Source organism: Rhizobium sp. NZLR11 (genome assembly GCF_019685115.1).
Taxonomy (GTDB): Bacteria; Pseudomonadota; Alphaproteobacteria; order Rhizobiales; family Rhizobiaceae; genus Rhizobium.
Genome location: NZ_JABDWD010000010.1, coordinates 24,043 through 48,544 on the forward strand (window position 1 = coordinate 24,043; position 24,502 = coordinate 48,544).

Below are 24,502 nucleotides of genomic sequence, written 5' to 3' on the forward strand. Positions count from 1 at the left end.
TCGATAGGCCGAGGGCTTTGCCAACATGTGAACGGCCATCAGGTCGTGGACGCCGACCGCTACTGCGCACAATGTAGCGGTTTTTGGGAGACGACATGCCCAAAACAAAAAAACAAGCGCGCCGCACGAACCAAGGCCCGTGCGACGCACCCTTGAAACCGCTTAGTTGACCGACTTATCGACCAGCTTGTTCTTGCCGATCCAGGGCATCATGCCGCGCAGCTTGGCGCCGACTTCCTCGATCTGGTGGCTGTCGTTCAGGCGGCGGATGCCCTTGAAGCGCGAGCCGCCGGCGCGGTATTCCTGCATCCAATCGGAAGTGAACTTGCCGGTCTGGATGTCGTTGAGGACGCGCTTCATCTCGGCCTTGGTCTCGGCGGTGATGATACGCGGACCGGAGACGTATTCGCCCCACTCGGCCGTGTTCGAGATCGAGTAGTTCATGTTGGCGATGCCACCTTCATAGATCAGGTCGACGATCAGCTTCACTTCGTGCAGGCACTCGAAGTAGGCCATCTCAGGCGCGTAACCGGCTTCGGTGAGCGTTTCGAAACCAGCGCGGATGAGCTCGACGAGACCGCCGCACAGAACGACCTGCTCGCCGAAGAGGTCGGTTTCACACTCTTCGCGGAAGTTGGTTTCGATGATGCCCGAACGGCCGCCGCCAACGCCGCAGGCGTAGGAGAGCGCCAGTTCAAGCGCATTGCCGGAAGCATTCTGATGAACGGCAACGAGGCAGGGAACGCCGCCGCCCTTCTGGTATTCACCGCGAACCGTATGGCCCGGGCCCTTCGGCGCGATCATGACGACGTCGACCGAAGCCTTCGGCTCGATCAGGCCGAAATGCACGTTGAGGCCGTGAGCAAAGGCGATCGCAGCGCCGTCGCGGATATTCGGCGCGATCTCCGCCTTGTAGATGTCGGCCTGCAGCTCGTCGGGGGTTGCCATCATCATCAGATCGGCCCAGCCGGCGGCTTCGGAAACCGTCATGACCTTGAAGCCGTCGGCTTCGGCCTTCTTGATGGTCGGCGAGCCGGCCTTGAGCGCGATGACGAGGTTCTGGGCGCCGCTGTCCTTGAGGTTCAGCGCATGGGCACGGCCCTGCGAACCGTATCCGATAACGGCGACCTTCTTGGCCTTGATGAGGTTGAGATCGGCATCACGATCGTAATAGACGCGCATTTGAATTTCCTTCCCTTTGCTTGTCTTGTTGACTGTCATTAAAGCGAAATCAGCCGAGAACCGGCATCTCCGCCAGAACCTTGTCCGTGCCATGGAGCCTGAGGAAGGCGGTGACCGCCCTCTCCGCCTGGCGTGCGGTATCCTGGAGGCCCGGTTCACCGAGCAGCATGCGCACATGCAAGTCGGAAACGACAAGGCCGTAAAGCGTGTGATAGGCCTCATCGGCATCGGAAAACCGCAGGAGCCCTGCCCTCTTTCCGGCATCGATCAGCGCCATGGCTCGGCGGTCGATCTGGCGGCGGCCGCGCTCGAGCAGCAGCCTGCCGAGCTTCGAGCCGTCGCGGTTCGACTGGCCGATCGCCAGCCGGTTCAGCGCCAGCGAGACGTCGCCCGCAAGCACCTCCAGCAGATCGCGCGCGAAAATCACCACATGATCGTGCAGGCTCGCCGCCGTTAGCCGCTCACCATTGCGCTCGAAGGTGCGCACCTTGCTCGCCTGATAGGCAATCATCGCCGACAGCAGCCCATCGCGATCGCCGAACCACTTGTAGAGGCTTTCCTTCGAGCAATTGGCAGCACGTGCGACACCAGACGTCGTCAGCGCCTTCTCGCCGCCATCGACGAGCAACCGCAGCGCCTGCTCCAGAACGGCGTTCTGGCGCGGCGAAAATTCGCTCGGCTCTGCGGTATCGACTGACACGGTCATGGCTCCCATATACGTACCGTACGGTACGGTTCTTGAGGTTTATGCGACAAACCGATCAGGCCGTCAAGAAGCCCGGATAGATTTTTTTAGTACGGGAAACCGCGCTGAAACACCAGAATTGGATAGGCACCGCCGCTCAGCGATCGCATAATGCCGCGCTACGCGATTTTCCCGGAGGCTTCGATGTCACGTCTGTCTGCAGCTGTTTTCCTGCTCGTAGGAATTTTCCTTGGCGGCTCAGACACTCTCGCCCAGTCCGACAGCGACGTCTATAACCGCATCGAGGAACTGCACGGCGATGCCGCAGGATTTGACCGGCCGCTGCGCCAACTCGTTCAGGCCATGCGCTCGGGCGACGCCGAAACCATCGCCGGCCTTGCCGAATACCCTTTGACGGTCAAGGCCGATGGCGAGAGCTATGACGTTGAGAGCGCTGAGGATTTCATCGACAATTTCGGTGATCTGGTGACACCGGAAACGCGCAGCGCCGTCGGGCGCCAGCAATATCAGGATCTCTTCGTCAACAGCGACGGCGTCATGCTCGCAAACGGCGCAGTCTGGATGGGCGCCGTCTGCGAAGACAGCGCCTGCGAGGCGAGCCATTGGGCGATCATCGCGATCAACAACTGAAATCAGGCAACAAGGAAAGCCATGAAATACCGGATAGCCGCCGCGGTCATGACCGTAGCTCTTGTGGTCGCAACCAATACGCGGGCCGCCGAGACCCATTGCGGCTGGATCGAGAACCCGACCCCCGCCAACTGGTGGCTCGAGGATGCCGAGAACACCTGGACGATCATGACCAGGGTGACGAGAACGGCGAACCCGAAGGCATGGAGCTGATCCCCGATATCTCCGAGAATGATTATGTCAGGAGCAACGGCAATTACGGCTATGCCTGCGCCTGCATGAACGTCGAGACGGATGGCAAGGAACGCATCACGAAAATCCTTTCCTTCCGCCAGCTTGCGCTCGCCAAATGCCGTGCCGACAAGGCGCTGAAATTTCCTGGCTGATCCGCGAAGAGGCGCAGCCTATGACGTCGTAGCGCAGCCAGCCGGGATCGACAGAGGCTCTGCCGTCATCGTCTTATCGATCGCGTAAAGCTTTGCGAAACCGGCATCCTCGATCAACGTCAGGCCCGCCGGCATGAAGGTGCCGACATAGCGGTCGGAAACATCGCCATTAGCGACAAGAATAAAATCGAAACGTCTGCGCCAGTCCGAAAGATAGGGCGTAAAGTCTCCATACTCCCGCATCATTGCGGGACATGAAAGCACGCCGATCGACAGCAGATTGCCTTCAGGGACCGCGATCTCAGACCACGGCGGCAGAACGGATAACGGCTGCTTGCCTTTTGCCGTGAAGACCGTCGGCACGAAAGCATGGGAGAAGGGAACGGCGAGCGTCGGCAGGTGCCGGAAAGTATCCAGCCCCCAGGCAAAATACCGATTGGAGTGGGCAAGACCGACCACTGTCGTGGGTTCATGCCCCAGAGGCAGCACAGCCGCACCGGCCGGCACATTTTTCAGCACACGCTCGACAGCACCGACATCCTTCTGTGCCAACCACCAGTTCCACCCGACCCAGGCTGTACGGCCGAAGACCGCAAGATTGACCACGAGCGCCAGCAACAGGGACTGCCGGCGCGTGAGATTGGCAAAGGGGCACACCATCGCCATGGCGACGAGCGCCGTCATGATCGGAAAGCGCCAGCTGATCCATCCGGTGCCGAGCATGTGCCGTGGCGAAACACAGGAGAAAAGCAGTAGGCCGAAGGCGGCGACGGCAAGACCTGCATGCACGCGGATGTCGCCCGCCCGTGCGGCACGCGTGCAAACGAGGATCAGCGGCAAAATCAGCACGACATCCACCAGCGGGACGTAGGTGACGATGGCCGACAGCAGATTGATGGCGATAAGGGCGACGCCGTCGTTCCAGACAATACCAAGTCCATCACCACCGGCATTGGGCAAAGCTGCCGTATGGAGATAGAGCGCGAGCGGCGGCAGGATGCAGGTCCCGAGCGCCAGCGCCAACCGGCCGGCAAGCCTGACGACGCCCGCCTTCAATCGCAGTATGTCGAAGCGCCAGGAAAATTCGAGGCCGCAGACGATCGCCATGTAGAAGCCGAGCGAGAAGATATGCATTGACGTCAGCAGCAATGCCGCGGCAAGCCGCCAGGCAAACAGCAGGCCGGGATTTCGGCCCTGCAGCCGTAAATCGACGCAGGCGAAGAACAAGGCCATACCAAGGCCGATCTGGAAATTGATGAAGCCGCCGATCATCGTCGAGCACCAGCCAAGCGACGTTATTGCGATCTGCCAATAGTGCCGGCCGCCGAAAAGGGCGCGATGCAAGGCGATCGCGCCAAGCGGCGGCAGCACGATCGCCAGGAAAAGCAAGGCCCGCGCCAGCCTGTCGGCGCCAACAACCGGCCCCAGCCAGGTGGCAAGAAGATCGATGCCGACATTGGTAAAGGTGCGGTTCCAATCGACCGCGTAGATTTCAGGAAACGGCTGCTCGCTGATCCCGCCGGAAAGAAGCCAGATGCGGGCGTAGTGATTGGCGTAGTCGAGCACTGGCGGAAAGGGAAAAAGCACGACCAGGATCGCGGCAAGTGTGACGAAAGCGACGATCGCAATAGTCGAATCCTGCGGGGCGGTGCATTCCCCAGGCTCGGCTGCCGCCATGGGAGACCTCGCAATCCGGTCCATCAACCGATCCGACTGTTCTTCTGCGACCGCAGCTCACCGGATGCGAGGGCTGCATCCAGCGCGGCGCGCTTGTCGCCGGCGTTCATCTCCGAAAAAGTGGTGGGCAGTTCGGCCGGTTCGCCGCCGCGCAGGATTGTTTCGATCATGAACATCGGCCGCTTCTTGCTCTCCTGTACGAGACGCCCGAGATACTCGCCGATGATGCCGATACAGATCAGCTGGATGGCGCTGAAGGCGCTGACCGCAGCCATGATCGACGACCAGCCAGTGACCGTCTCGCCCTGCAACCAGCGAACGAAGGTGAAGACGAGCAGCGCCATCGCGACGCCGGCGCTGATCATGCCGAGCCATGTGGCTATACGCAGCGGCGTCGTTGAAAAGCTGGTGATCGCATCGAGTGCAAAATTGATCATCTTGCGCAGCGGATATTTCGTCGTGCCGGCAAAACGGGCGTCGCGCTCATAGGGAAGCGCCACCTGCCTGCCGCCGATCCAGCTGACCATGCCACGAATGAAACGATCGCGCTCCGGCATCGCCAGCAAAATATCGACGACGCGTCGGCGCATCAGCCGGAAATCGCCGGTATCGCGCGGGATGGTCACGGAAGCGAGCTTGGAAAGCGCGCGATAGAAAAGCGAAGCGGACGCGAGTTTGAACCAACTTTCGCCTTCGCGGCGCGTGCGCTGGCCGTAAACGACATCGGCGCCGCGCTCCATGATTGGCATCATCATCAAAAGCAGCTCGGGCGGGTCCTGCAGATCGGCGTCGATCAAAAGAACGCGCTCGCCCCGCGACGCCGAAAGCCCTGCCGTCGCCGCCAGCTGATGGCCGTGATTGCGCAGCAGACGAACGCCGAGCACCTGCGGCACATCAGCCGCCAGATGTGAAATAATCTTCCAGGTGTCGTCGGACGAGCCGTCATCGACGAGAATCAGTTCGAAGGCATCGCCGGCGACGCTCTGGGCAGCAGCGGCGGCGCGGCGGCAGAACTCGCGCAGTCCCTCTTCCTCGTTATGACAAGGCGCGACGATGGAAAGGAGTGGTGCTTGCGTCATGCGGACAGCGGTGCCTGCTCGATGTTCGGCGCCAGACTAGCCACGAAACGTCAAACATCCTTTAATGCCGCGCCGTGCCTTGGCGCGTCGCGCGCGCCGGCGCGCTATTCCGCCGCCATGATCTCGCGCCCGCCGTCGACATCGCGGGCGGGCGAGGCGCCGTAGAGGCGGCTGTATTCGCGGCTGAACTGCGACGGGCTCTGATAGCCGACGCGGTGGCCGGCCGTGCCCGCATCGAGGCGCTCGACGAACATCAGCCGGCGCGCCTCATGCAGGCGAAGCTGCTTCTGATACTGCACCGGCGTCATCGCTGTGACCGATTTGAAGTGGTGATGGAAGGACGAGACGCTCATGCTGACGCGGTCGGCAAGATCCTCGATGCGCAGCGGCCGTGCAAAATTCTCCTTCAGCCAGGCGACGGCGCGCGAGATCCTGTTGCTGTGGCTGTCAGCCGTGGCGATGTTGATCAGCCGCGCGCCATCCGGCCCGGTCAGCACCCGGTAGAGAATTTCCTGCTCGATCAGCGGCGCCATGGCAGGAATGTCGCCCGGACGATCGAGCAAGCGCAGCAGGCGGACGGCAGCATCCAAAAGCTCCGGCGGCGCGACGTTCACCACCATGCCGCGCTGCCCATCGGTATGGGCGGCAGGGCGGGGAATATCGATGCGGCTGAGCAACTCCAGCAGCTTTTCGGAATCGATTGCCAGCGCCAGGCAGAGATGCGGAACCTCAAGGCTCGCCTCCGTGACACGCCAGGCGACCGGCAGGTCGAGCGAGGTCAGCAGATAGTCCCCAGTCCCGTAGCTGATCAGTTCCGTGCCGAGGCGCAGCCTCTTGGCCCCCTGCAGGACAAAGCCAAAACAGGGCCCGTAGCTGCTGTGCAGCGGATCGCTGGGCTTGGAGCAACGGCTGAGGTGAAGATTGCCGATATCAGTCGAGAATGCGCCGTCACCCGGCGTGAAGCGCAGCGCGATGTCGACGATTTCCTGATAGGGGCTGAAAGGCAATGTCATGCGGCAACTCTTTCTGTCTGACGCCAATTGGGCAGCTTTTATGTAAGTAGCTCCGGCACTTCCCAAATAGGCCGCTCCCGGCATTTTTGCAGGATCGTGCAAAAAGCTGAGAGGATCACTCTACCTCCGTCGCGCAGTTCCGGGCAATAGTCCGCCATCCCGATCAACCCCTACCTCCAAAATCCAAAAGGAAGGTTCCCATGCCTATTGCAAAAGGCTACGCCGCGACCGACGCCTCCAAGCCGCTAACCCCCTTCACCTTCGAGCGCCGTGAGCCGAACGATGACGACGTCGTCATCTCGGTGCAATATTGCGGCGTCTGCCATTCCGACATTCATCAGGCCCGCAACGAATGGGGCAACTCCAGATACCCGATGGTGCCCGGCCACGAGGTTGCCGGCGTCGTTTCCGCCGTCGGCTCCAAGGTCACCCAGTTCAAGGTCGGCGACCGCGTCGGTGTGGGCTGCTTCGTCAATTCCTGCGTCGGCTGCGCCACGCGCGACCTGGATTACGAGCACTTCATGCCGGGTCTGGTCCAGACCTATAACGACGTCGAAGCCGACGGCGCGACCCCGACCTTTGGCGGTTATTCCGATTCTATCGTCGTCAAGGAAGGCTATGTGCTGCGCTTTCCCGACAATATCCCGCTCGATGCAGGCGCTCCCCTGCTTTGCGCCGGCATCACGCTCTACTCACCGCTCGCCCACTGGAAGGCCGGCCCCGGCATGAAGGTCGCGATCGTCGGCATGGGCGGCCTTGGCCATATGGGCGTGAAGATCGGCGCGGCCATGGGCGCCGACATCACCGTACTCTCGCAGTCGCTGTCGAAAAAGGAAGACGGCCTGAAGCTCGGCGCCAAGGACTATTACGCAACGAGCGATGCAGAAACCTTCACCAAGCTGGCCGGCACCTTCGACCTGATCATCAACACGGTCGGCACGGTGATCGACTGGAACGCCTATCTCAGCCTCCTGAAGCCCGATGGCACGATGGTACTGGTCGGCGTTCCCGAGCATCCGGTTCCGGTCCATGCCTTCTCGGTCATCGGCGGGCGCAAGAGCCTCGCCGGTTCCATGATCGGCTCGATCAAGGAAACCCAGGAAATGCTCGACTTCTGCGGCAAGCACAACATCGTCTCGGAGATCGAGAAGATCAACATAGAGCAGGTCAACGAAGCCTATGAACGCGTCCTGAAGAGCGACGTCCGCTACCGCTTCGTCATCGACATCGCCTCGCTGGCGGCTTGAGGAAACGAGAGGCGGCTCCTTTGGGAGCCGCCTCGTCGATAGCGAGCGGCATCCTCAGCCGCCCTCATGCCGAGGTGCGATCCGCAGGATCCCCTCGAAGCACCCCCGCAAACGCCGCTCCGTGGCTCGCCAGAGCGCCCGCCCCGTGCTTCGAGGCTCCGGCCTTCGGCCTGCGCACCTCAGCATGAGGCTCTCTTGGACTTTTGGGCTCTCAGGCAAGCTCAACCGTCTCGCGACACGCTCTCGGCACGGCCCAGCAAACGCAGCAGATATTCGACGGGGTTGAATGGATCAGGCCCCGAGCGCCGGCGCAGGCGTGGCGGCCCGGCCATAGGGTTATAGTGTTCGAAAGCGGTTTCCATCGTCCCTGCCCCGCTCGTCAGGCCCGGCAATTGCTGCTGGACGCTTTGAACCATCTGAGACGCCAGAGTGCCTTCGAGCCGCGCCACGCCATCGGCGATCACCGAATCCGACGTCGCCGCAGCGGATTTCGCCAGCAAAGTGAGCACGCTGCTCAGGCTCTCGACAGGCGCTTCCAAGTGAAAGCGGTTGAAAGGCTCGCAGACGACCGTTTGCGCAGCCGAGAGCGCCGTTGCCAGCACCCAGGGCGTCAATTGCCGGAAATCGGCGGCGGTGCTTGCGGGCGAACTGTGCCGCGCCGCCGTCATCGCCACATGACAATCGATGACCTGCCAGCCGAAAATGCCCTGTTTCAGCGTCTCGAACACGGTTTCCTCGACCGCCCGGTAAAAGGCAACGGGCATCTGCCCGACCTCCACCTCCAGCGCGAAGCTGTTGCCTGCGCCGGCAGGACGCGGCTCGACGCGCAGGCCGATGGTGGCGAGAAACGGATTCGGCTCCTTGAAGAGGATCTGCAGGCCGGCCCCGGTGCCGGCGGGTCTCTCGACCAAGATGGGCGTACTTTCCTCGAAACCCGCATCGAGGCCGAAATCCGTCAGCAGCGTCGATTGGATAACCTCCTTCTGCACCTCGCCATAGAGCGACACGAAGACTTCATTCGTCTCCTCGGTCCTGCGCAGATTGATCAGCGGATCCTGCTCGGCCATCTGGTTCAGTGCCAGCCAAAGTGCCGCGCTGTCCGAGGGCCGCCGGGCAAGCACGCGAGTTTCGAGCGTCGGCGGAGCGAAGTACGCCCGCCCGCCCGAGGCCGGATCGCTGCCCACCGCATCGCCGATCCGGGCGCCGGCAAGGCCGCCGACGCGGGCGATCTGGCCGGCGCAGAAGCGCGCGGCGCCATGGCTGCGGCCGGCCTCGAACACATGGATTGCGGTCACCCGATCCTCGCCCCTGGGCAGATCCAGATATTGCCGCAGCCGCACGGTGCCCGAAGTCAGGTAGAGATAGGCGAGCTTTTCGCCGCCCCAGCCGCGCTCGATCTTGAAGATCTTGCCGGCGACCGGCCCGTCCGGATCAAGCCGCCGCCCGGGCAACAGCGTCGCGATGGCCGAGCTTAGCGCCGGCAGGCCGGCGCCGGTCATGGCCGCTCCTGCGAAGACGGGATTCACCAGGCCCCTTGCCACCTGATCGGCCAGGCTGCGCCTGAGCCTTTCCGTGGTCAGTCGTTCGGGGGCGAGCACATAGTCATCGAGCAGCGCCTGGTCGTTCTCGCCGAGCGCCTCGCAGAGCGCCGAAAAAAGCGGCTCGTCTCCCGGCGCCAGAGCCTCCACCCGGGCAAGCTTGCTGCCGGCGTCGATGACGGAAGACATGGCGATGGGACGCACCGCCAGTTGCGCGGCAAGCGCTTCCATCACGTCCGGATACCGCGCGCCGAGGCGATCGACCTTGTTGATGAAGAAGACGAAGGGCACGCCAAGTCGCCGCAGCGCCCGCACCAGCACACGCGTCTGCGCCTGCACGCCCTCGACCGCCGAAACGACGACGACCGCGGCATCCAGTAACCCAAGCACCCGCTCGACCTCGGCGATGAAATCGGGGTGGCCGGGTGTGTCGATCAGATTGACGGTCCTGTCGCCGATCGTAAACGACACAACCGCGGCCCTGATCGTAATGCCGCGTTGCCGTTCGAGTTCGAGCGTGTCCGTCTGTGTATTGCCTGTATCGACGCTGCCGAGCTTGTCGATGACCCCGGCGTCAAAAAGCAGTCTTTCGGTAAGACTAGTCTTGCCCGCATCCACATGGGCGAGGATGCCCAGATTCAAAGTGCGCATGAACCACCAACTTCTCAGAATTTCGGATGTGATTTTCGTGAGAAGTGAGTCGGCGCATTGGAACCTCTATTCGCTGATCGCGACGGCTGGATGCGGAGCGCCCGGTGGTTGGGCGACGCGGGTGGAATGCTAAGGGCGCGTGGGCAGATGTGTCAAGCCTGGGTGTATCCCTGCGCGTGGCGCGGCGCCAAGCACACCGATCAGCCCTCATGGTGAGGGGGCCCAGAGGGCCGTCTCGAACCACGAGGGCGGGTGACTATGCGGGAGCGTGCTGCGGGCCGAATCGCTGGTGACGCGCCGGTGGCCGGCCCCGTCCTTCGAGGCCCCTCCGGGGCACCTCAGATGAGGCCGGAGAGAGGGCGCATTCCGAGATGCACTTTAGGCAATCCGCAGGATCGCCATACACACCGCCGAGTCCTACCCCTCCTCCCGCATCGTCTCCCGCTGCGTAATCAGCCGGGCGCTGTGCTGGCCGCTGAGATAGATCCATAGCCAGCTCCAGGCGACGGAGAAGCGCGAGCGGGTGCCGATCAGGAAGTAGATGTGGGCAAGGCCCCAGATCCACCAGGCGATCCAGCCCTTCAGCTTGATGCGGCCGAAATCGATAATCGCCGCACTCTGGCCGATCGTCGCCAGGCTGCCCTGATGCCGGTAGCGGAAGGATGCGGGCGCCGGCTTGCCGGACAGGCGGGCGCGGATGACCTTGGCGACGTAGCCGCCCTGCTGCTTGGCCGCCGGTGCGATGCCCGGCACCGGCTTGCCATCCTCGCGCATGACCGATGCCGTGTCGCCGATGACGAAGACATCGGACAGACCCGGTGCGCTCAAGTCCTTTTCGACGACGACGCGCCCTGCCCGGTCGGCGGCAACGCCGAGCCAGCGTGCCGCCGGCGAGGCGGTGACGCCGGCTGCCCAGACGATCGTCCGGCTGGCGACGAAGGTATCGCCGATCTTCACGCCGTCGGCGCTGCACTCGGTCACCGGCCTGCCGAGATGGATCTCGACGCCGAGTTTCTCCAGCACCGTCTGGGCATAGGCCGAAAGCTCCTCGGCGAAGCTCGACAGCACCCGCGGGCCGGCCTCGACCAGCACGACGCGGGTCTTGCGCGTATCGATGTTGCGGAATTCCTTCGGCAGCGTGAAATGCGCAAGCTCGGCGATGATGCCGGCAAGCTCGACGCCAGTCGGCCCGGCACCGACGATGGTGAAGGTCAGAAGCGCGTCGCGCACGGCAGGATCGCTCTCCATCTCAGCCTTCTCGAAGGCGAGCAGCACGCGCCGGCGGATCGTCGTCGCATCCTCGAGCGTCTTCAGGCCCGGCGCCACTGGCTCCCATTCGTCACGGCCGAAATAGGCATGCGTCGCCCCGGTCGCCAGCACCAGCGTATCGTAACCCAGAGTCATGCCGTTGCGGAGGGACACCGTCCTGGCGCCGCTATCGACACCGGTGACCTCGCCGAGCAACACCTTCACATCGGGCCGGTCGGCATAGAGGCGGCGGATCGGCCAGGCGATCTCCGAGGTGGAGAGAATGGTCGTCGCCACCTGGTAGAGCAGCGGTTGGAAGAGATGGTGATTTCGCCGGTCGACGAGCGTGATCCTGACGCCGGCACCTTTCAACCCGTTGACGAGCTGCAGCCCGCCGAAACCGCCGCCGACAACGACGACATGATGGTCGCTCATGACATACCCCTTTGCGCCATTTTGCACAAAGCCAATGTGGCCCTCGGCGCAATGGTTGCAACCGCCGTTTCGGCATGTCTCCCCTGCGCCGATCGCAGTCGATGGCGCTGAGATTATCGGCTACTCCTGCAATGATCCCGGCGAAGTTCCGGCGCGGAAAGCCAGTCGGGTTTTAGTTGCCCGGAGCGAGCTTCGGCTGGGTGCAAGGCAGACATGCCGTGCGAACGGGTCGCAGGACGGTCGTCGGGCCTGCAACCAGTTCACAAGCGGCATATGCGTCGTCCAATCAATAGGCACCGACGCACTGGCGACGGGGTCCGTGATAGGGCTGGAAGGTATTGTCGAACGCCCTGTACGAACGATAGCGCGCATAACACCAACTCTCGTGGCTGCTTCCCCCTCCATAATAGGCTGATGATGCATAGTTCTGATATGGCCGGCCGTAATAGCCGTAGTAGGGCCGGCGGTAGCCGTATGGCGAGCCGTAATAGCCGTAGGGCGACCCGTAGTACGAGCCGTAATAGGGCTGTGACAAGGCGCCGCCAATGATGGTGCCGACAGCGAGACCACCCAAGGCCCAGCCCCAGCCCGCTCCACTATGGTGGTGCCCCCCGTAATACCCGCCTCCGTAATGGCCGCCACCCCCGTAATGGCCGCCACCCCCGTGGCCGCCATGGCCACGCCATTGCACCTGCTCTATCTGCTGCTGTGCTTCGATCCTGGGTGGGTTGATAGCCGGAAACGCCTGAGCCGGCGTGATGCCCGGCACACCTATGATCAAGCATAACGCGGCGACGCTTAGCTTTCTCATGACTGTTCTCCTCTGCTCCTCCAAGTGGAGGAGACATCTTCCCCTCCTCCTGAACCAAAGGTGAACGCAATATGTCGAAAAATGTTCCGTCTGGAGACAAATTAATCGCTATCGCTGGTGCTGAGAATTATCGGCTCCTCGTGCAATCCGCACCTTGCCTTTTCCAGAAGGCTGTAAACGTGTCGCGCATCGTCGATCCCCAGAAGCTGAGGTTCGTTGGCGAGACTACCGGGCGTAGCCCACGGGTATCGCCATTCCATGTTTCAATTCTTCCATCGAGATCGACGCCGAAACATCGAAGAGTTCGAGCTTGCGAACGATCTGCTTGTAGATCACGTCGTAATGCTCGACGCGCGGCAGCACGATTTTCAGGATGTAATCGTGATTGCCGGTCAGCCGGTGCGCCTCGACGATCTCGGGAATGTCGGCGATGATCCGGCGGAAGGTCTCTGTCCACTCGTCGGAATGATGCGCCGTCTTGACCAGCGCAAAGACCGTCGTCGGCACGCCCATCTTTTCCCGGTCGAGCACGATGATGCGCCGGGCGATATGGCCGCTCTCTTCCAGCCGCTGGATCCGCCGCGAGCAGGCCGACACCGAAAGCGCCACGCGCTCGGCCAGATCGGTCACGGATATGCCTGCATCCTTCTGCAGCATGTCGAGAATGCGCCTGTCGCGATCGTCCAACATGTGTAAGAAATAACCCTTCCGCCCTGATTTTGCACGATCTCTCCAAATCGCGCAAAATAATAGCATGTATTGGACGTAAGGGACAAATAATGCAAACACGCCGCGCCAGAACTGCGGCATTATTTTCGAAACTCGAAGCATGAGGAGCATGAAGAGATGGAAACGATCGGCCTGATCGGCGGCATGAGTTTCGAAAGTTCGGCGGTCTATTACCGCTTCGTCAACGAGATGGTGCGCGCCCGCAGGGGCGGCCTCGCCTCGGCCGAGCTCATCCTGCATTCGGTCAATTTCGAGGAGATCGTCGCTCTTCAGAAGGCCGGCGACTGGGCTGGAGCGGCCCGCCGCCTCGGCGCAGTTGCGGAACGGCTGCAGGCTTCAGGCGCCGGCTGTATCCTCATCTGCACCAACACCATGCACCTGATCGCCGATGAAATCGCGGCAAAGGTGTCCGTGCCGCTAATCCATATCATCGACGAGACGGCGAAATCGCTGCATGCGGCCGGCCGCAAGCGTCCGCTGCTGCTTGCCACGCGCTACACGATGGAGCACGGCTTCTACGCCGACCGGATGAAGAGCCTCGGCCTAGACATCATGGTGCCCGACGCCGCCGACCGCACCATCGTGCACGACATCATCTTCAACGAACTCTGCGCCGGCAGGGTGCTCGACAGCTCGCGCGAAAAGCTGATCGATATCATCGACCGCGCCATGGATAACGGCGCCGACAGCATCATCCTCGGCTGCACCGAGATCTGCCTGATCCTCGATCCCAACCGCCTGCCACTGCCGGGCTTTGACACTACCGCGATCCATGCCCGCGCGGCGGTGGATTTCGCTCTCGGCGACGAGGAGGCGGAGACAGAAGAGGCGGAGACAGAAGAGGCGGAGACAGAAGAGGCGGCTTGACCGCGCCACAATTTAGTTGACTCAGTCAACTAAATGCATGAAAAATGTCTTCGTTCGGAGATCTTTTTTCAGTTTGTTGGCACAGTCGGCCACCCCTCCTTCGTCATGCTCGGGCTTGTCCTGAGCATCTGCCTCCGGTTGACAGGCAGCAAATCCTCGGCACAAGGCCGAGGATGACGCCGAGTGAAGAGCGTGCTTTGCCCCGCAGTCTGGCGAGATCTCCATCTGGAGATCTCCGTGTCTCCCTTGGAGATCACGCCCATGTCCGATTCCGCCCTCATCGAAACCGCCCGCGATTTCAACCGCTTCTACACGAACTTCCTCGGCCTGCTGAACAAGGCCTATCTTGACTCGCCCTTCACCCTGACGGATGCCCGCATTCTCTTCGAGATCGGCTCGCATGACGGCGTCAGCGCCGCAGCCCTTGTCCGCGACCTGCATCTCGACCCGGCCTATCTGAGCCGCATCCTCAAGCGTTTCCGCACCGAGGGGCTGATCGAGACCAGCCCGGATCCGGCCGACCTGCGCAGCCAGATCATCAATGTCACCGACCGGGGACTCGCGCAGTTCGAGGAACTCGGCCGGCGCGCCAATGCCCAGATCGCCGCCCGTTTTGACGATCTGGCGATCGGCGAACCGCAAGCCGTCGTCTCGGCCATGCATACCATCCGCGCCCTGCTCGACCCGGCGGCCAAGCCCGCACCCGCCATCATCCGCGCCCACCGCGCCGGCGATATCGGCTGGATCGTTCAGAGCCAGGGCCGCTTCTACGCCGAGGAATATGGCTGGGACCTGCGCTTCGAGGCGCTGGTCGCCGAGGTCGCCGGCAAATTTCTCGCCAACTTCGATCCCGCCAAGGAATATTGCTGGATCGCCGAACGTGGCGGCGTCAATGTCGGCTCGGTCCTCGTCACCAATGGCGGCGACGGCATCGCCAAGCTGCGGCTGCTCTATGTCGACAAATCGGCCCGCGGCCTCGGGCTCGGCAAGCTGCTGGTCGACGAATGCATCCGCTTTTGCAGGCAGAAGGGCTACCGCGAGCTTTCGCTCTGGACCAATGACATGCTGGAGACGGCCCGCGTCATCTATATCAAGGCCGGCTTTCGGCTTGTCTCCGAGGAGAGACATCGAATGTTCGGCCCCGAAGCGAATGGCCAGACCTGGGTCCTCACCCTCTGACTTGCTTCGTCGCAAAATTTCGCTTGATTTGGAAACGATCATTTCCTAATTAGGCGAACATGAACGCAACGACCCTCGACCATCAAGAGAAGACCCGGAGCCGCGGTCGTCCGCGGGAATTCGATGCGGAGGCGGCACTCGACGCAGCCCTGCGCGTCTTTTCCGAGCGCGGCTATCATGCCGCCTCGATCAGCGAACTCACCGAGGCCATGGGGCTGGCCGCCGGAAGCGTCTACAAGGCCTTCGGCGACAAGCGCGGCATCTTCCTCGCCGCCTTCGACCGCTACCGCGCCGTGCGTCGCGGCCTGCTCGATGCCAGGCTGGCAAGTGCCGAGACCGGCCGCGACAAGCTCCATGCGCTCATCACCTTCTTTGCCGGCTCTTCGCACGGTGAAATCGGCAGGCAGGGTTGCCTCGTCGTCGGCAGCGCCAGCGATCTCGCCCTCTTCGACGAAGAGGCGGCCGAACGTGTCGCCACCGCCTTCATGACCGACGAGACGCTTCTCGCCGACCTCATCCGCCTCGGCCAGTCCGACGGCTCGATTTCGGCGCATATCGATATATCGGCGGTCGCACTTGCGCTTCTCTGCCTCACCAAGGGCATGCGCGTCATCGGCAAGACGGAACGCAGCGGCGAAGAAATGGCTGCCGCTGCCGAAGCCGCGATGAAGCTGGTGACCTGACATTTCCCCCAGGGGAATGCCAGCATTCCCCTGCGCGGCCGGAAACGGGTGGCTGCCGGCAGACCGATTTGCGATTAATCCTTTCAACCATACCGGAGTTTCTGATGAGCATTTCAGCCACCGCGCCGGATAAGGCCATTCCACGGGCGCTATCCCCCTGGCTCACCTTTCTTTTTGCCGCCGCCTGCGGGCTGGTGGCCGCCAATCTCTATTACGGCCAGCCGCTTGCCGGCTTAATCAGCGCCGAGCTCGGCTTCACGCCTGCCGCAACCGGCCTGATCGTCACGCTGACGCAGATCGGCTACGGCCTCGGCCTGCTGCTGATCGTGCCGCTCGGTGACCTCACGGAGAACCGCCGGCTTGTGCTGCTGCTGGTTGCCGTCTCCGCTGTTGCGCTGATCGGCGCGGCGCTGGCTTCAACACCCACGGCCTTCCTCGTCGCCTCACTCTGCATCGGCCTTTCATCGGTCGCCGTTCAGGTCCTGGTTCCCTTTGCCGCCAACATGGCCCCCGATGCGACACGGGGACAGGTCGTCGGCAATGTCATGAGCGGCCTGCTCTGCGGCATTATGCTGGCCCGCCCCTTCGCAAGCTTCGTCGCCGAGGCCTCGTCCTGGCATGTGGTCTATTACGTCACCGCAGCGTTGATGATCGTGCTCGCCGTCATCCTGCGCGCCAACCTGCCGGTCCGCGTGCCGAAGACGAAGCTACGCTACAGCGAGCTGCTGGCTTCCATGGGCCACTTGGCGCTGACCTCGCGCGTGCTGCAGCGCCGGGCGCTTTATCAGGCCGGTATGTTCGGCGCCTTCAGCCTGTTCTGGACGACGACGCCGCTGCTGCTCGCAAGCCCGGCCTTCGGCCTGACGCAGAACGGCATCGCCCTCTTCGCGCTCGCCGGTGCTGCCGGTGCCATCGCCTCGCCGATCGCCGGCCGGCTTGCCGATCGCGGCATGACGAAAATTGCCTCGACGCTTGCCATGCTGCTCGGAATGGCTTCCTTCCTGATCAGCCATTTCGCCGCGGACGGCTCGCTGACCGCCCTGATCCTTCTGACGGTGGCGGCGATCATGCTTGATTTCGGGGTGACGACCAATCTCGTCTGCGGCCAGCGCGCCATCTATGGCTTGAACCCGGAACATCGCAGCCGGCTAAACGGCCTCTTCATGGCCACCTTCTTTGCCGGCGGCGCGCTCGGCTCGGCGCTCGGCGGCTGGGCCTACGCGACCGGCGGTTGGACGATGACCGCCTGGATCGGCTTCGCCTTCCCGGCGCTCGCCTTCCTGTTGTTTCTGACGGAACACCGCGGCAAGCAGGAAAGCAAAATCTGAGACCGGATATCTAAAACCTTGACAGTGCCGGCTTATAAATGCGGACATCCCGGCAGCAGCCTACGCATCCGCTCACTGCTGCCGAATTTTCGTTTCTGCATGGGATGTTCCAGCATGGACATAGACGAAGACAAGATCGATGACGCTGTTCTGGCATTGCTATGACTGACGCTGCATGACGAGGACAGAGCTTGGAAAGGCTTCGACTGGGACGCAATGGACCGTCTGTATCGGAAGGGCCTGATCGCAAATCCCGCAGGCAAAGCCAAATCCGTCGTCCTGAGCGACGAAGGTTTGCGACGATCTGAGGAATTGTTCCGCGCTCTTTTTACTCGACCGCCGGAATGATCACCGTTTCCGGTTTCTAGAAACGTGACCTACCTTACTAACTATCGGCTGAATCAAAACGCGAACGGGCGGCGCGAACGGCGTCGTGGTTCGCTTCCGCCCAGTTCAACAGTTGCGACAGTGGCCGGTAGAGCGAACGGCCGAGATCCGTCATAGAATATTCGACGCTCGGCGGCTTGGTCGGGAAGACTTCGCGAGCGACATAACCGTCCCTTTGCAGATCACGCAGCGTCTGCGTCAGCATGCGCTGCGATATATCGGGAAGCATGCGCCGCAGCTCGCCGAAGCGGCGGGGCTCGGCCGCCAGCACTTCGAGCAGCAGCGTCGACCATTTGCCGCCGATCTGCTGCATCATGTCCCTGACGGGACAATTGGAAAAATCGAGGCCAGCCAGATCGATCTCGCGCCGCGCCCCCGGCATTCTGTTCTTCAGACTGACGACCGCACCGCTCATCTGCTGGTTCCCTTTTGGTAACGTAGAGCCGAAAAACTGCCTCCTTTACATCGCCGAGTCAATTCCTATTCTAGTGTTACTCTCTTTTCGAGACTACCCCCAGAACACAGAAGGAAACGACGTATGAACGAAACCATCCTTGTCACCGGCGCCGCCGGGCAGCTCGGCCAGCGTGTCATCCATCATCTCATCGAGACCTATAAGGTCGCTCCCGGCAGCATCGTGGCGGCTACGCGCAGCCCGGAAAAGCTCGCCGAACTCGAAAACAAGGGCGTCGTCACCCGCAAGGCCGATTTTGATGACGCGGCAGGCCTGGAGAAGGCTTTCGCCGGCATCGACCGGCTGCTAATCATCAGCACCGATGCGCTGGATACCCCCGGCAAGCGCCTCACCCAGCACAAGGCAGCCGTTGCCGCTGCCGCTAAGGCAGGCGTCAAGCACATCGCCTATACCTCGATGCCGGCGCCGGACGATTCGCTCGTCACCTTCGCGCCGGATCATCTCGGCAGCGAAAACGCCATCAAGGCAAGCGGCATCGCCTATACGATCATCCGCGACGCCTGGTATCACGACAATTACCTGCACGGCATGCCGCACAACCTGCAGGGCGGCAAATGGTACAGCGCCACGGGCGACGGCAAGGTCTCGACCATTTCGCGTGACGACTGCGCCCTGGCAATCGCCGCCGCCCTTGCCTCCGGCACCTCCGAGAGCGCCACCTATACGCTGACCGGCGCGCAATTGCTCACCAACCGGCAGATCGCCGCCATCGTCTCCGATGTCGCCGGCAAGCCGCTCGAGGTGGTCGACGTCAACGACGAGCAGCTCGGCCAGGGCATCCGCGGCGCCGGCCTTCCCGGTTTCGTCGCCGACATGCTGGTTTCGGCCGACGCCAACATCCGCGCCGGCAAATTCGACATCGTCACCGGAGACTTCACCAAGCTGACCGGCAAACAGCCGCAGCCGCTGAAGGATTTCTTCGTGGCGCACAAGGCTGCGTTGACGGCTTCAGGCAATGCCGGAGGCCATTGAGCTTTCCGCTCATCCCTGCGCTCGCGGCAGGGATGAGCGGACTCCGATTCTGGACACTGGATCCCTGATCACATCAGATGTGTCGCTCACCGCACCGACGCGCAGGGTCGCCCCTCAGAATTGCGAAACGAAGCCAGGCGGTTTTTCCCTGAGGTCAAGTCCGTATTCAAGCTCGGCCCGCATCCAGAGCACGCCGCTTTCATAGGGATCGTCGGACATTGTCTCAGTTCGCGCGTCGGCGACATTGCTGTCAGCCCAGTTCTTGACACACGCGACGCTCTCGCGTTTCCGCTCATTCCGATCGATTGCACACCATTCTCGTCCTTCGTCGAGCGGAACCCATGCGAGACCATCCCGGAAACAGGTGATGGCCCGATATTTCGGCTCGACGACAGTGTTCCCGGCGGCATCCTCAATGCCCCAAAGCAAGGTTCCGTTCGAATTCCTCGAGACGCGCTGTCCGCCGTCGGGTCCGCAACGCAACTTTGATCGCCGGTCTTCCAGGCGGCGCGGCTCGGAGACTTCACGTCCTGATGCGTCGATCCAAAACTTCCGCCCATCCTTCGATACCGCATAGGCACCGGAATCGGGCTGCAACTCATCGAACTGCGGAGCGACGGCTAACACACCGTTGGCGTCCAGTATTCCCCATTTGCCCTGAACATCGACGCCGGCATAGCCACCGCTGAAACCAGATTGGCTCTGAAATGATGGTGGATCGACAAGCAGTTTACCGTCCTGCTTGAGAAACCCCCATTTTCCATTGTACCGAACCGATACGGGGAATTCGCAGGTCATGTACGTGTTGTCAAAAAGATACGAAACGGTCGGCTTTCCATCCGCTCCGACGACCTGAATAAGGTTACCGCGGTGGATGAATTTGAGACCCGAAGGACATGCCGCCCACGCCTTCCCGTCCTCCGGGTCGGGCACCAGATCCCCGGCCCGGTTGAGCCCGATCCACTGGCCGTCCACCGATACCCTGGCCACCTCACCGGAATAATCCGGCAGTCTCGCATCGTCAAACAGACGACCGCCAAGCAACCGTCCCGCCTCGTCAAGGACGCCCAATTTCTGGTCTTTGGCCACACGGTAAAACCCGTTTCGATGATCCTGGATCCTAAATTGCTGTGGGGCGAGAATAGTTTGGCCGTCCCGGCCGATCACGCCGCATTGGGTGGCGTCGGCCCGGTCACGTTGGCTGGACTGTCCTTTGTGTCCGGCCGAACCGCCATAACAGACAATTGCTCTTCCTCCACCGAGTTTGCTGGCTGTTTCGAAGCGAGGCTCGACCTTCCAGGTTCCGTCGGGAGCAAGCAATCCGTATCGTTTATCTCCCGGCTGAGCTGCCCAAACGAAAGTGCCGAATTCGAATTCTTTAATGGCCAGCTCGTCCTTCAGTATCTTTCCTGAAGGCAGATCGACGAGCAGATAGGGTCGATCGCTCCTCTCAAAAAACAGTTCCCCGAACATAAAACGCAGGAAGCCGAAAGAATCCGACGCGACCGCTTTGCCGGGACGAACGAGCGCCGCCCCGGCTCCGAATGGAATGGCACGCGCATAGTACGGCAACAGCAGAAACTTGCCCGTTCTGTCGATAATTCCTGCCTTGTCAGCGACCACCACTTCGGCGTGGCCTTTGCGAAATCCGCGGGCAAGGTCGAACGCAGGCGCGATCACCATCTCTCCACTCGAATTGATATAGCCGAATTTCCCCTCGGAGCGCACGGCGGCCAGCCCCTCCGAGAAAGGAAGCGCAACTTCGAACTTGCGATCAATCCGCGGTTCTAACGTCGCTCTGTCGATATAGCCGCAAAGAGCGTAGACGCCGCCGCACCTTTCCACCCATCTTTCCGGCCGGGGATCGGCGACGCCGGTTCCAACGGAGCAGAGCAAACTCGCCCATGCCGCCGCGACAAACATAAATTGACGTGTAGCAACGCTCACCCTAACGCCCCCCGGTTGAAAGAACTAGGAGATGCTCGTGTGTTGGAAATATGGCCAATCCGCAGGTCGGAGGTCATGAGTACAGGAATCCAGCGCCTTCACCCCATGAGCACGGGAAACCTTTGCAGCGTATCAAATTAGTTGCCGCCAATACGCAAGAAGGAAACAGCCCTTCCTTAAACCGCCTGCCCGCACGCCCGGCAGAACCGCCGCACCGTCTCGGCCATGCCGTATTCCAGCGCGTCGGCGGTCAGGCCGTGGCCGATCGAAACCTCGGCAAGCTGGGGAATGCGCTTCACCAGCGCCGGCAGGTTTTCGACGGTCAGATCGTGGCCGGCATTGACGGCAAGGCCGATCGCCAGCGCCGCATCCGCCGTCCGTCCGAGCGCGTCGAGGATCGGGGCCGCCCGTTCCGGCGCGTCGTAGCAGCCGCCATAGGGACCGGTATAAAGTTCGATCCGGTCGGCGCCGACCGCCTTGGCGATATCAATGGCTTCAGCATCGCCATCGCCGTCCGCAAACAGCGAGACCCGGCATCCCATCGCCTTCAGCCGCGCGACGGCATCGGTCAGAAATGCCCGGTGCTTGCGGAAATCCCAGCCGTGATCCGAGGTCGCCTGGGCGGGATCGTCGGGCACCAGCGTCACCTGCTCCGGTGCCGCCCCGGCGCAGAGTTCGAAGAACGCCTGCGTGGGATAGCCCTCGATATTAAACTCGGCCTCGGGGAATTCGTCGTCGATCAGGTTGCGAATGACCGGCAGGTCGGAAAAGCGGATGTGGCGCTGGTCGGGGCGCGGATGCACCGTCAGGCCGCTGGCGCCGGAGGCAAGCGCAATGCGCCCGAGCGCTTCGACGCTCGGCCAGGGCAAATCGCGCCGGTTGCGCAGCATGGCAATGGCGTTGAGGTTCACAGAGAGCTTGGCGGGCATGGCTGATATCCATCGGTGCTAAAACAAAGGCCCCTGCTTTTAAGCCAAGTGCCTTGAGATGACCAAGGAGATTCGCAGATGGATGCGATGCCGATTGTTGATGGCCATCGCTGTCGGTGGGGGTATTCACCCTCCCCCGCGTACCGCAAACAGTAATTCCCGTCGCCTTTGAAGACGGCCGACCGATGCTGCAATGCAGCGCGTGTTTTGCTGCAGCACACCCAGAAACCCGGGCAAATCACGTCGTCGCGTTGCTATCCCATTTAAAAGAGATTACTTTTAGCACTTATAAAAAAGATCGTTCACGCATAACATGGACATTGTATCGCGTAAACGTAGGCCGCGTACTGCTTCTTTCCCAATGACAAGAACGCCCAGAGGAAAACCCCACTCGCCGCGCCTGGGAAGCAACTGGCAAATCCGCATGAGGTGCAACACTATGCCCTAGGAGGGTTCATGCCAGACGGTTCCAAACGCCTGTTTGCTGCCGCCGGTATCGCTTCGGAGGCCCGGTCAAAATACCGGTTCCTGCCTTCGGCCGCGCTGCCGCCGGATCTACCGGACGGTCCCGTGCCAATCGCCGATATGGCCAACGCATTCGGCGTTACGCACAGGACGCTGCATTTCTACGAAGAGAAGGGGTTGGTTTCGGCCAATCGCATCGGCCTGATGCGGGTCTACGGACAAGACGATGTGATGCGCATGGCGGTCATCACCGTCTGCCGTGAGACCGGAATGCCGATCGCCGTCATCCAGGAATTGATGGACGAGCTTCGCAAGGCCGAGTCGCAGGAAAGAGCCGAGGCGATGTTCCGCGAAGCGCTGCAGGTGCGCAAACGTGAGCTGACGGCCGAGATGTCGACCCTGCACCGCCAGCTCCAGCAGGTCGGCGACCTCCTGGATTATGACGCCAGTGTCGAAGAGCCGCCGTTGAACGACAACCAGGACAGCGCAAGCCTGACCCCGCAGGAGCGGCAGTGCCTGGAGCTGATGGCGGAGGGCTATTCCACCCAGCGAATCGCCCGAGCGCTCGACCTGAAACATGACGAAACCAGGGATCTCGAAGCCGGAATCATCCTGAAATTCCGCGCCAACAACCGCTTCCAGGCGATCGCCAAGGCTGTTCTGCTCGGCATCGTCCAGGCATAACCACGTGCAAGCCTAACGCACGTCCCGTGCAAGCCTAACGCAAGCCGCGTGCAAACTTGCACGCATCATTCCCGACGGCCGCCACCGTCGACTTCCCGCCCAAAATCGCGAGGCGCGATCGAGGTCAGCGCACGATCGTCAGCGTCTCCGCCGCGCGCGTGATCGCGGTATAAAGCCAGCGTTCGCGCGTATCACGAAAGGCCCAGCTCTCGTCGAACAGCACGACGTCGTTCCATTGCGAGCCCTGCGCCTTATGAACGGTAAGCGCATAGCCGTAGTCGAACTCGTCGTAGCGTTTGCGGGTGTTCCAGGGAATCTCGCCTTCGACATCCTCGAAGGCCTGTTTCAGGAGCTTGATCTTGGCGGCCCCCCGGTCCATGTCGTCATCCTCGGGCCGGACGAGCAGATTGATGCCGGGCTTCGTCGTTTCCTTGGACGAGGTCATCACCTGCCAGAGCGAGCCGTTCAGCAGGCCCTTGGCGGGATCGTTCCGGAGACAGACGAGCTTGTCGCCGGTCTGCGGGTAATCGGCATTGAAGCCTTTCAGCTCGCGCAGGCGCTGATTGTAGCGCCGCCGGGTCCTGTTGGTGCCGACGAGCACCTGGTCGGCATCGAGTACCAGCTGCTGCGTCACCTCGTTCTTCGAGATCACCTTGGCCGTGCCGTAATCGCCGTACATCACCTCATTGCCCTCGCGCACCTGCATGGCGAGCTTAATGATCGGATTATCGCGCGCCTGGCGATGGATATCGGTCAGCAGGTAATCGGGATCCTGATTGGTGAAGTAACCGCCGCCGGTGACCGGCGGCAGCTGGCCGGGATCGCCGAGCACCAGGATCGGCGTGCCGAAGCTCATCAGATCCTTGCCGAGCGCCTCGTCCACCATCGAGCATTCGTCGACGATAATCAGCGCCGCCTTGGCGACCGGGCTCTGCCGGTTGATCGAAAACATCGGTGCGATCGAAGTCTTGCCGGTCTCTTCGTCCTCCACCGCTTCCTCGCCGCGCGGGCGGTAGATCAGCGAATGGATCGTCCGGGCGTTGGAGGCGCCGCGCGAGCGCAACACTTGTGCGGCCTTGCCGGTAAAGGCCGCAAACAGCACATCACCGTCGACATTCTCGGCGAAATGCTTGGCAAGCGTCGTCTTGCCCGTTCCGGCATAGCCGAATAGGCGAAAGAGCGGCGAACGCCCTTCATTCAGCCATTTCGAAACAGCCTTGAGGGCTTCGTCTTGTTGCGGCGCAAATTGCATGA

General features: G+C 61.9%; 22 protein-coding genes and 1 pseudogene. 10 read left to right on the forward strand and 13 right to left on the reverse strand.

Annotated features, from left to right (window positions below; all coding sequences use genetic code 11):
- Window positions 1–162: 162 nt before the first annotated feature.
- Complete coding sequence (gene ilvC / locus HJB83_RS18305; RefSeq protein WP_207581039.1) at window positions 163–1,182, reverse strand: ketol-acid reductoisomerase; 1,020 nt, start codon at window positions 1,180–1,182, stop codon at window positions 163–165.
- Between the two features lie 49 nt (window positions 1,183–1,231).
- On the reverse strand, window positions 1,232–1,897 hold the full coding sequence (locus tag HJB83_RS18310; RefSeq protein ID WP_221132050.1) for a TetR/AcrR family transcriptional regulator: 666 nt from the start codon (window positions 1,895–1,897) through the stop codon (window positions 1,232–1,234).
- A gap of 141 nt (window positions 1,898–2,038) precedes the next feature.
- Here HJB83_RS18310 and HJB83_RS18315 point away from each other — a divergent pair, with 141 nt between their 5' ends.
- On the forward strand, window positions 2,039–2,518 hold the full coding sequence (locus tag HJB83_RS18315) for a hypothetical protein (RefSeq protein WP_207581041.1): 480 nt from the start codon (window positions 2,039–2,041) through the stop codon (window positions 2,516–2,518).
- Between the two features lie 21 nt (window positions 2,519–2,539).
- Window positions 2,540–2,904 (forward strand): annotated as a pseudogene (locus HJB83_RS18320) (DUF4087 domain-containing protein).
- 18 nt (window positions 2,905–2,922) lie between these two features.
- Here HJB83_RS18320 and HJB83_RS18325 read toward each other — a convergent pair.
- The 3 genes from HJB83_RS18325 to HJB83_RS18335 form a co-directional block, all read right to left on the reverse strand.
- Window positions 2,923–4,605: a hypothetical protein gene (locus HJB83_RS18325; protein WP_221115742.1), complete on the reverse strand. Its 1,683-nt coding sequence runs from the start codon at window positions 4,603–4,605 to the stop codon at window positions 2,923–2,925.
- Entirely contained in the window at window positions 4,605–5,660 is a 1,056-nt protein-coding gene (locus HJB83_RS18330; RefSeq protein ID WP_207581043.1) for a glycosyltransferase family 2 protein, read from the reverse strand. The genes HJB83_RS18325 and HJB83_RS18330 overlap by 1 nt, the downstream gene beginning before the upstream one ends.
- 104 nt (window positions 5,661–5,764) lie before the next feature.
- Complete coding sequence (locus tag HJB83_RS18335) at window positions 5,765–6,673, reverse strand: AraC family transcriptional regulator (protein WP_207581044.1); 909 nt, start codon at window positions 6,671–6,673, stop codon at window positions 5,765–5,767.
- A gap of 200 nt (window positions 6,674–6,873) precedes the next feature.
- Between HJB83_RS18335 and HJB83_RS18340 the strand changes: the two genes are divergently transcribed.
- On the forward strand, window positions 6,874–7,920 hold the full coding sequence (locus tag HJB83_RS18340) for an NAD(P)-dependent alcohol dehydrogenase (RefSeq protein ID WP_207581045.1): 1,047 nt from the start codon (window positions 6,874–6,876) through the stop codon (window positions 7,918–7,920).
- A gap of 221 nt (window positions 7,921–8,141) precedes the next feature.
- On the opposite strand, the gene HJB83_RS18345 is transcribed toward HJB83_RS18340, so the two are convergent.
- From HJB83_RS18345 to HJB83_RS18360, 4 genes are all read right to left on the reverse strand, one after another.
- Window positions 8,142–10,109, reverse strand: coding sequence for a translation factor GTPase family protein (locus HJB83_RS18345; protein WP_207581046.1), 1,968 nt, complete (start codon window positions 10,107–10,109; stop codon window positions 8,142–8,144).
- A gap of 417 nt (window positions 10,110–10,526) precedes the next feature.
- A complete protein-coding gene (locus HJB83_RS18350; RefSeq protein WP_221115744.1) occupies window positions 10,527–11,792 on the reverse strand; it encodes an NAD(P)/FAD-dependent oxidoreductase in 1,266 nt (421 codons plus the stop codon).
- A 286-nt stretch (window positions 11,793–12,078) separates the two neighbouring features.
- On the reverse strand, window positions 12,079–12,603 hold the full coding sequence (locus HJB83_RS18355) for a BA14K family protein (protein ID WP_207581048.1): 525 nt from the start codon (window positions 12,601–12,603) through the stop codon (window positions 12,079–12,081).
- 225 nt (window positions 12,604–12,828) lie between these two features.
- Window positions 12,829–13,293 (reverse strand): Lrp/AsnC family transcriptional regulator, encoded by a 465-nt coding sequence (locus tag HJB83_RS18360; RefSeq protein WP_207581049.1) that lies wholly within the window; start codon window positions 13,291–13,293, stop codon window positions 12,829–12,831.
- A 156-nt stretch (window positions 13,294–13,449) separates the two neighbouring features.
- Between HJB83_RS18360 and HJB83_RS18365 the strand changes: the two genes are divergently transcribed.
- The 5 genes from HJB83_RS18365 (at window position 13,450) to HJB83_RS18385 (ending at window position 17,737) form a co-directional block, all read left to right on the forward strand.
- Complete coding sequence (locus tag HJB83_RS18365; RefSeq protein WP_221115745.1) at window positions 13,450–14,199, forward strand: aspartate/glutamate racemase family protein; 750 nt, start codon at window positions 13,450–13,452, stop codon at window positions 14,197–14,199.
- A gap of 261 nt (window positions 14,200–14,460) precedes the next feature.
- Window positions 14,461–15,378, forward strand: a complete 918-nt coding sequence (locus HJB83_RS18370; RefSeq protein WP_221132051.1) for a bifunctional helix-turn-helix transcriptional regulator/GNAT family N-acetyltransferase — start codon at window positions 14,461–14,463, stop codon at window positions 15,376–15,378.
- A gap of 59 nt (window positions 15,379–15,437) precedes the next feature.
- On the forward strand, window positions 15,438–16,061 hold the full coding sequence (locus tag HJB83_RS18375) for a TetR/AcrR family transcriptional regulator (protein WP_207581052.1): 624 nt from the start codon (window positions 15,438–15,440) through the stop codon (window positions 16,059–16,061).
- Window positions 16,062–16,165: 104 nt separating this feature from the next.
- Entirely contained in the window at window positions 16,166–17,389 is a 1,224-nt protein-coding gene (locus tag HJB83_RS18380; RefSeq protein ID WP_207581053.1) for an MFS transporter, read from the forward strand.
- 165 nt (window positions 17,390–17,554) lie between these two features.
- The gene (locus HJB83_RS18385; RefSeq protein WP_246762763.1) at window positions 17,555–17,737 is read left to right on the forward strand and encodes a DUF6429 family protein; all 183 of its coding nucleotides are present in this window, start codon (window positions 17,555–17,557) and stop codon (window positions 17,735–17,737) included.
- Window positions 17,738–17,774: 37 nt separating this feature from the next.
- Here HJB83_RS18385 and HJB83_RS18390 read toward each other — a convergent pair whose 3' ends face one another.
- Window positions 17,775–18,191 carry a helix-turn-helix domain-containing protein gene (locus HJB83_RS18390; RefSeq protein WP_207581054.1) on the reverse strand — a complete coding sequence of 139 codons (417 nt, stop codon included), beginning with the start codon at window positions 18,189–18,191 and terminating at the stop codon, window positions 17,775–17,777.
- Between the two features lie 123 nt (window positions 18,192–18,314).
- Between HJB83_RS18390 and HJB83_RS18395 the strand changes: the two genes are divergently transcribed.
- Window positions 18,315–19,223, forward strand: a complete 909-nt coding sequence (locus HJB83_RS18395) for an SDR family oxidoreductase (protein WP_207581055.1) — start codon at window positions 18,315–18,317, stop codon at window positions 19,221–19,223.
- 114 nt (window positions 19,224–19,337) lie between these two features.
- Here the strand turns inward: HJB83_RS18395 and HJB83_RS18400 are convergent, their stop codons facing one another.
- Window positions 19,338–21,170, reverse strand: a complete 1,833-nt coding sequence (locus tag HJB83_RS18400) for a WG repeat-containing protein (protein WP_311044282.1) — start codon at window positions 21,168–21,170, stop codon at window positions 19,338–19,340.
- A 176-nt stretch (window positions 21,171–21,346) separates the two neighbouring features.
- Window positions 21,347–22,099, reverse strand: coding sequence for a pyridoxine 5'-phosphate synthase (locus HJB83_RS18405; protein ID WP_221132052.1), 753 nt, complete (start codon window positions 22,097–22,099; stop codon window positions 21,347–21,349).
- 456 nt (window positions 22,100–22,555) lie between these two features.
- On the opposite strand from HJB83_RS18405, the gene HJB83_RS18410 reads away from it, so the two are divergent.
- On the forward strand, window positions 22,556–23,248 hold the full coding sequence (locus HJB83_RS18410) for a MerR family transcriptional regulator (protein WP_221132053.1): 693 nt from the start codon (window positions 22,556–22,558) through the stop codon (window positions 23,246–23,248).
- A gap of 124 nt (window positions 23,249–23,372) precedes the next feature.
- On the opposite strand, the gene HJB83_RS18415 is transcribed toward HJB83_RS18410, so the two are convergent.
- Window positions 23,373–24,500 (reverse strand): ATP-dependent RecD-like DNA helicase, encoded by a 1,128-nt coding sequence (locus tag HJB83_RS18415; protein ID WP_207581058.1) that lies wholly within the window; start codon window positions 24,498–24,500, stop codon window positions 23,373–23,375.
- Window positions 24,501–24,502: the final 2 nt, after the last annotated feature.

Bases quoted from the DNA above. Each gene is read 5' to 3' on its own strand.
- ilvC (WP_207581039.1), bottom strand. From the start codon at position 1,182: ATGCGCGTCTATTACGATCGTGATGCCGATCTCAACCTCATCAAGGCC.
- HJB83_RS18310 (WP_221132050.1), bottom strand. From the start codon at position 1,897: ATGGGAGCCATGACCGTGTCAGTCGATACCGCAGAGCCGAGCGAATTT.
- HJB83_RS18315 (WP_207581041.1), top strand. From the start codon at position 2,039: ATGCCGCGCTACGCGATTTTCCCGGAGGCTTCGATGTCACGTCTGTCT.
- HJB83_RS18325 (WP_221115742.1), bottom strand. From the start codon at position 4,605: ATGGACCGGATTGCGAGGTCTCCCATGGCGGCAGCCGAGCCTGGGGAA.
- HJB83_RS18330 (WP_207581043.1), bottom strand. From the start codon at position 5,660: ATGACGCAAGCACCACTCCTTTCCATCGTCGCGCCTTGTCATAACGAG.
- HJB83_RS18335 (WP_207581044.1), bottom strand. From the start codon at position 6,673: ATGACATTGCCTTTCAGCCCCTATCAGGAAATCGTCGACATCGCGCTG.
- HJB83_RS18340 (WP_207581045.1), top strand. From the start codon at position 6,874: ATGCCTATTGCAAAAGGCTACGCCGCGACCGACGCCTCCAAGCCGCTA.
- HJB83_RS18345 (WP_207581046.1), bottom strand. From the start codon at position 10,109: ATGCGCACTTTGAATCTGGGCATCCTCGCCCATGTGGATGCGGGCAAG.
- HJB83_RS18350 (WP_221115744.1), bottom strand. From the start codon at position 11,792: ATGAGCGACCATCATGTCGTCGTTGTCGGCGGCGGTTTCGGCGGGCTG.
- HJB83_RS18355 (WP_207581048.1), bottom strand. From the start codon at position 12,603: ATGAGAAAGCTAAGCGTCGCCGCGTTATGCTTGATCATAGGTGTGCCG.
- HJB83_RS18360 (WP_207581049.1), bottom strand. From the start codon at position 13,293: ATGTTGGACGATCGCGACAGGCGCATTCTCGACATGCTGCAGAAGGAT.
- HJB83_RS18365 (WP_221115745.1), top strand. From the start codon at position 13,450: ATGGAAACGATCGGCCTGATCGGCGGCATGAGTTTCGAAAGTTCGGCG.
- HJB83_RS18370 (WP_221132051.1), top strand. From the start codon at position 14,461: ATGTCCGATTCCGCCCTCATCGAAACCGCCCGCGATTTCAACCGCTTC.
- HJB83_RS18375 (WP_207581052.1), top strand. From the start codon at position 15,438: ATGAACGCAACGACCCTCGACCATCAAGAGAAGACCCGGAGCCGCGGT.
- HJB83_RS18380 (WP_207581053.1), top strand. From the start codon at position 16,166: ATGAGCATTTCAGCCACCGCGCCGGATAAGGCCATTCCACGGGCGCTA.
- HJB83_RS18390 (WP_207581054.1), bottom strand. From the start codon at position 18,191: ATGAGCGGTGCGGTCGTCAGTCTGAAGAACAGAATGCCGGGGGCGCGG.
- HJB83_RS18395 (WP_207581055.1), top strand. From the start codon at position 18,315: ATGAACGAAACCATCCTTGTCACCGGCGCCGCCGGGCAGCTCGGCCAG.
- HJB83_RS18405 (WP_221132052.1), bottom strand. From the start codon at position 22,099: ATGCCCGCCAAGCTCTCTGTGAACCTCAACGCCATTGCCATGCTGCGC.
- HJB83_RS18410 (WP_221132053.1), top strand. From the start codon at position 22,556: ATGCCAGACGGTTCCAAACGCCTGTTTGCTGCCGCCGGTATCGCTTCG.
- HJB83_RS18415 (WP_207581058.1), bottom strand. From the start codon at position 24,500: ATGCAATTTGCGCCGCAACAAGACGAAGCCCTCAAGGCTGTTTCGAAA.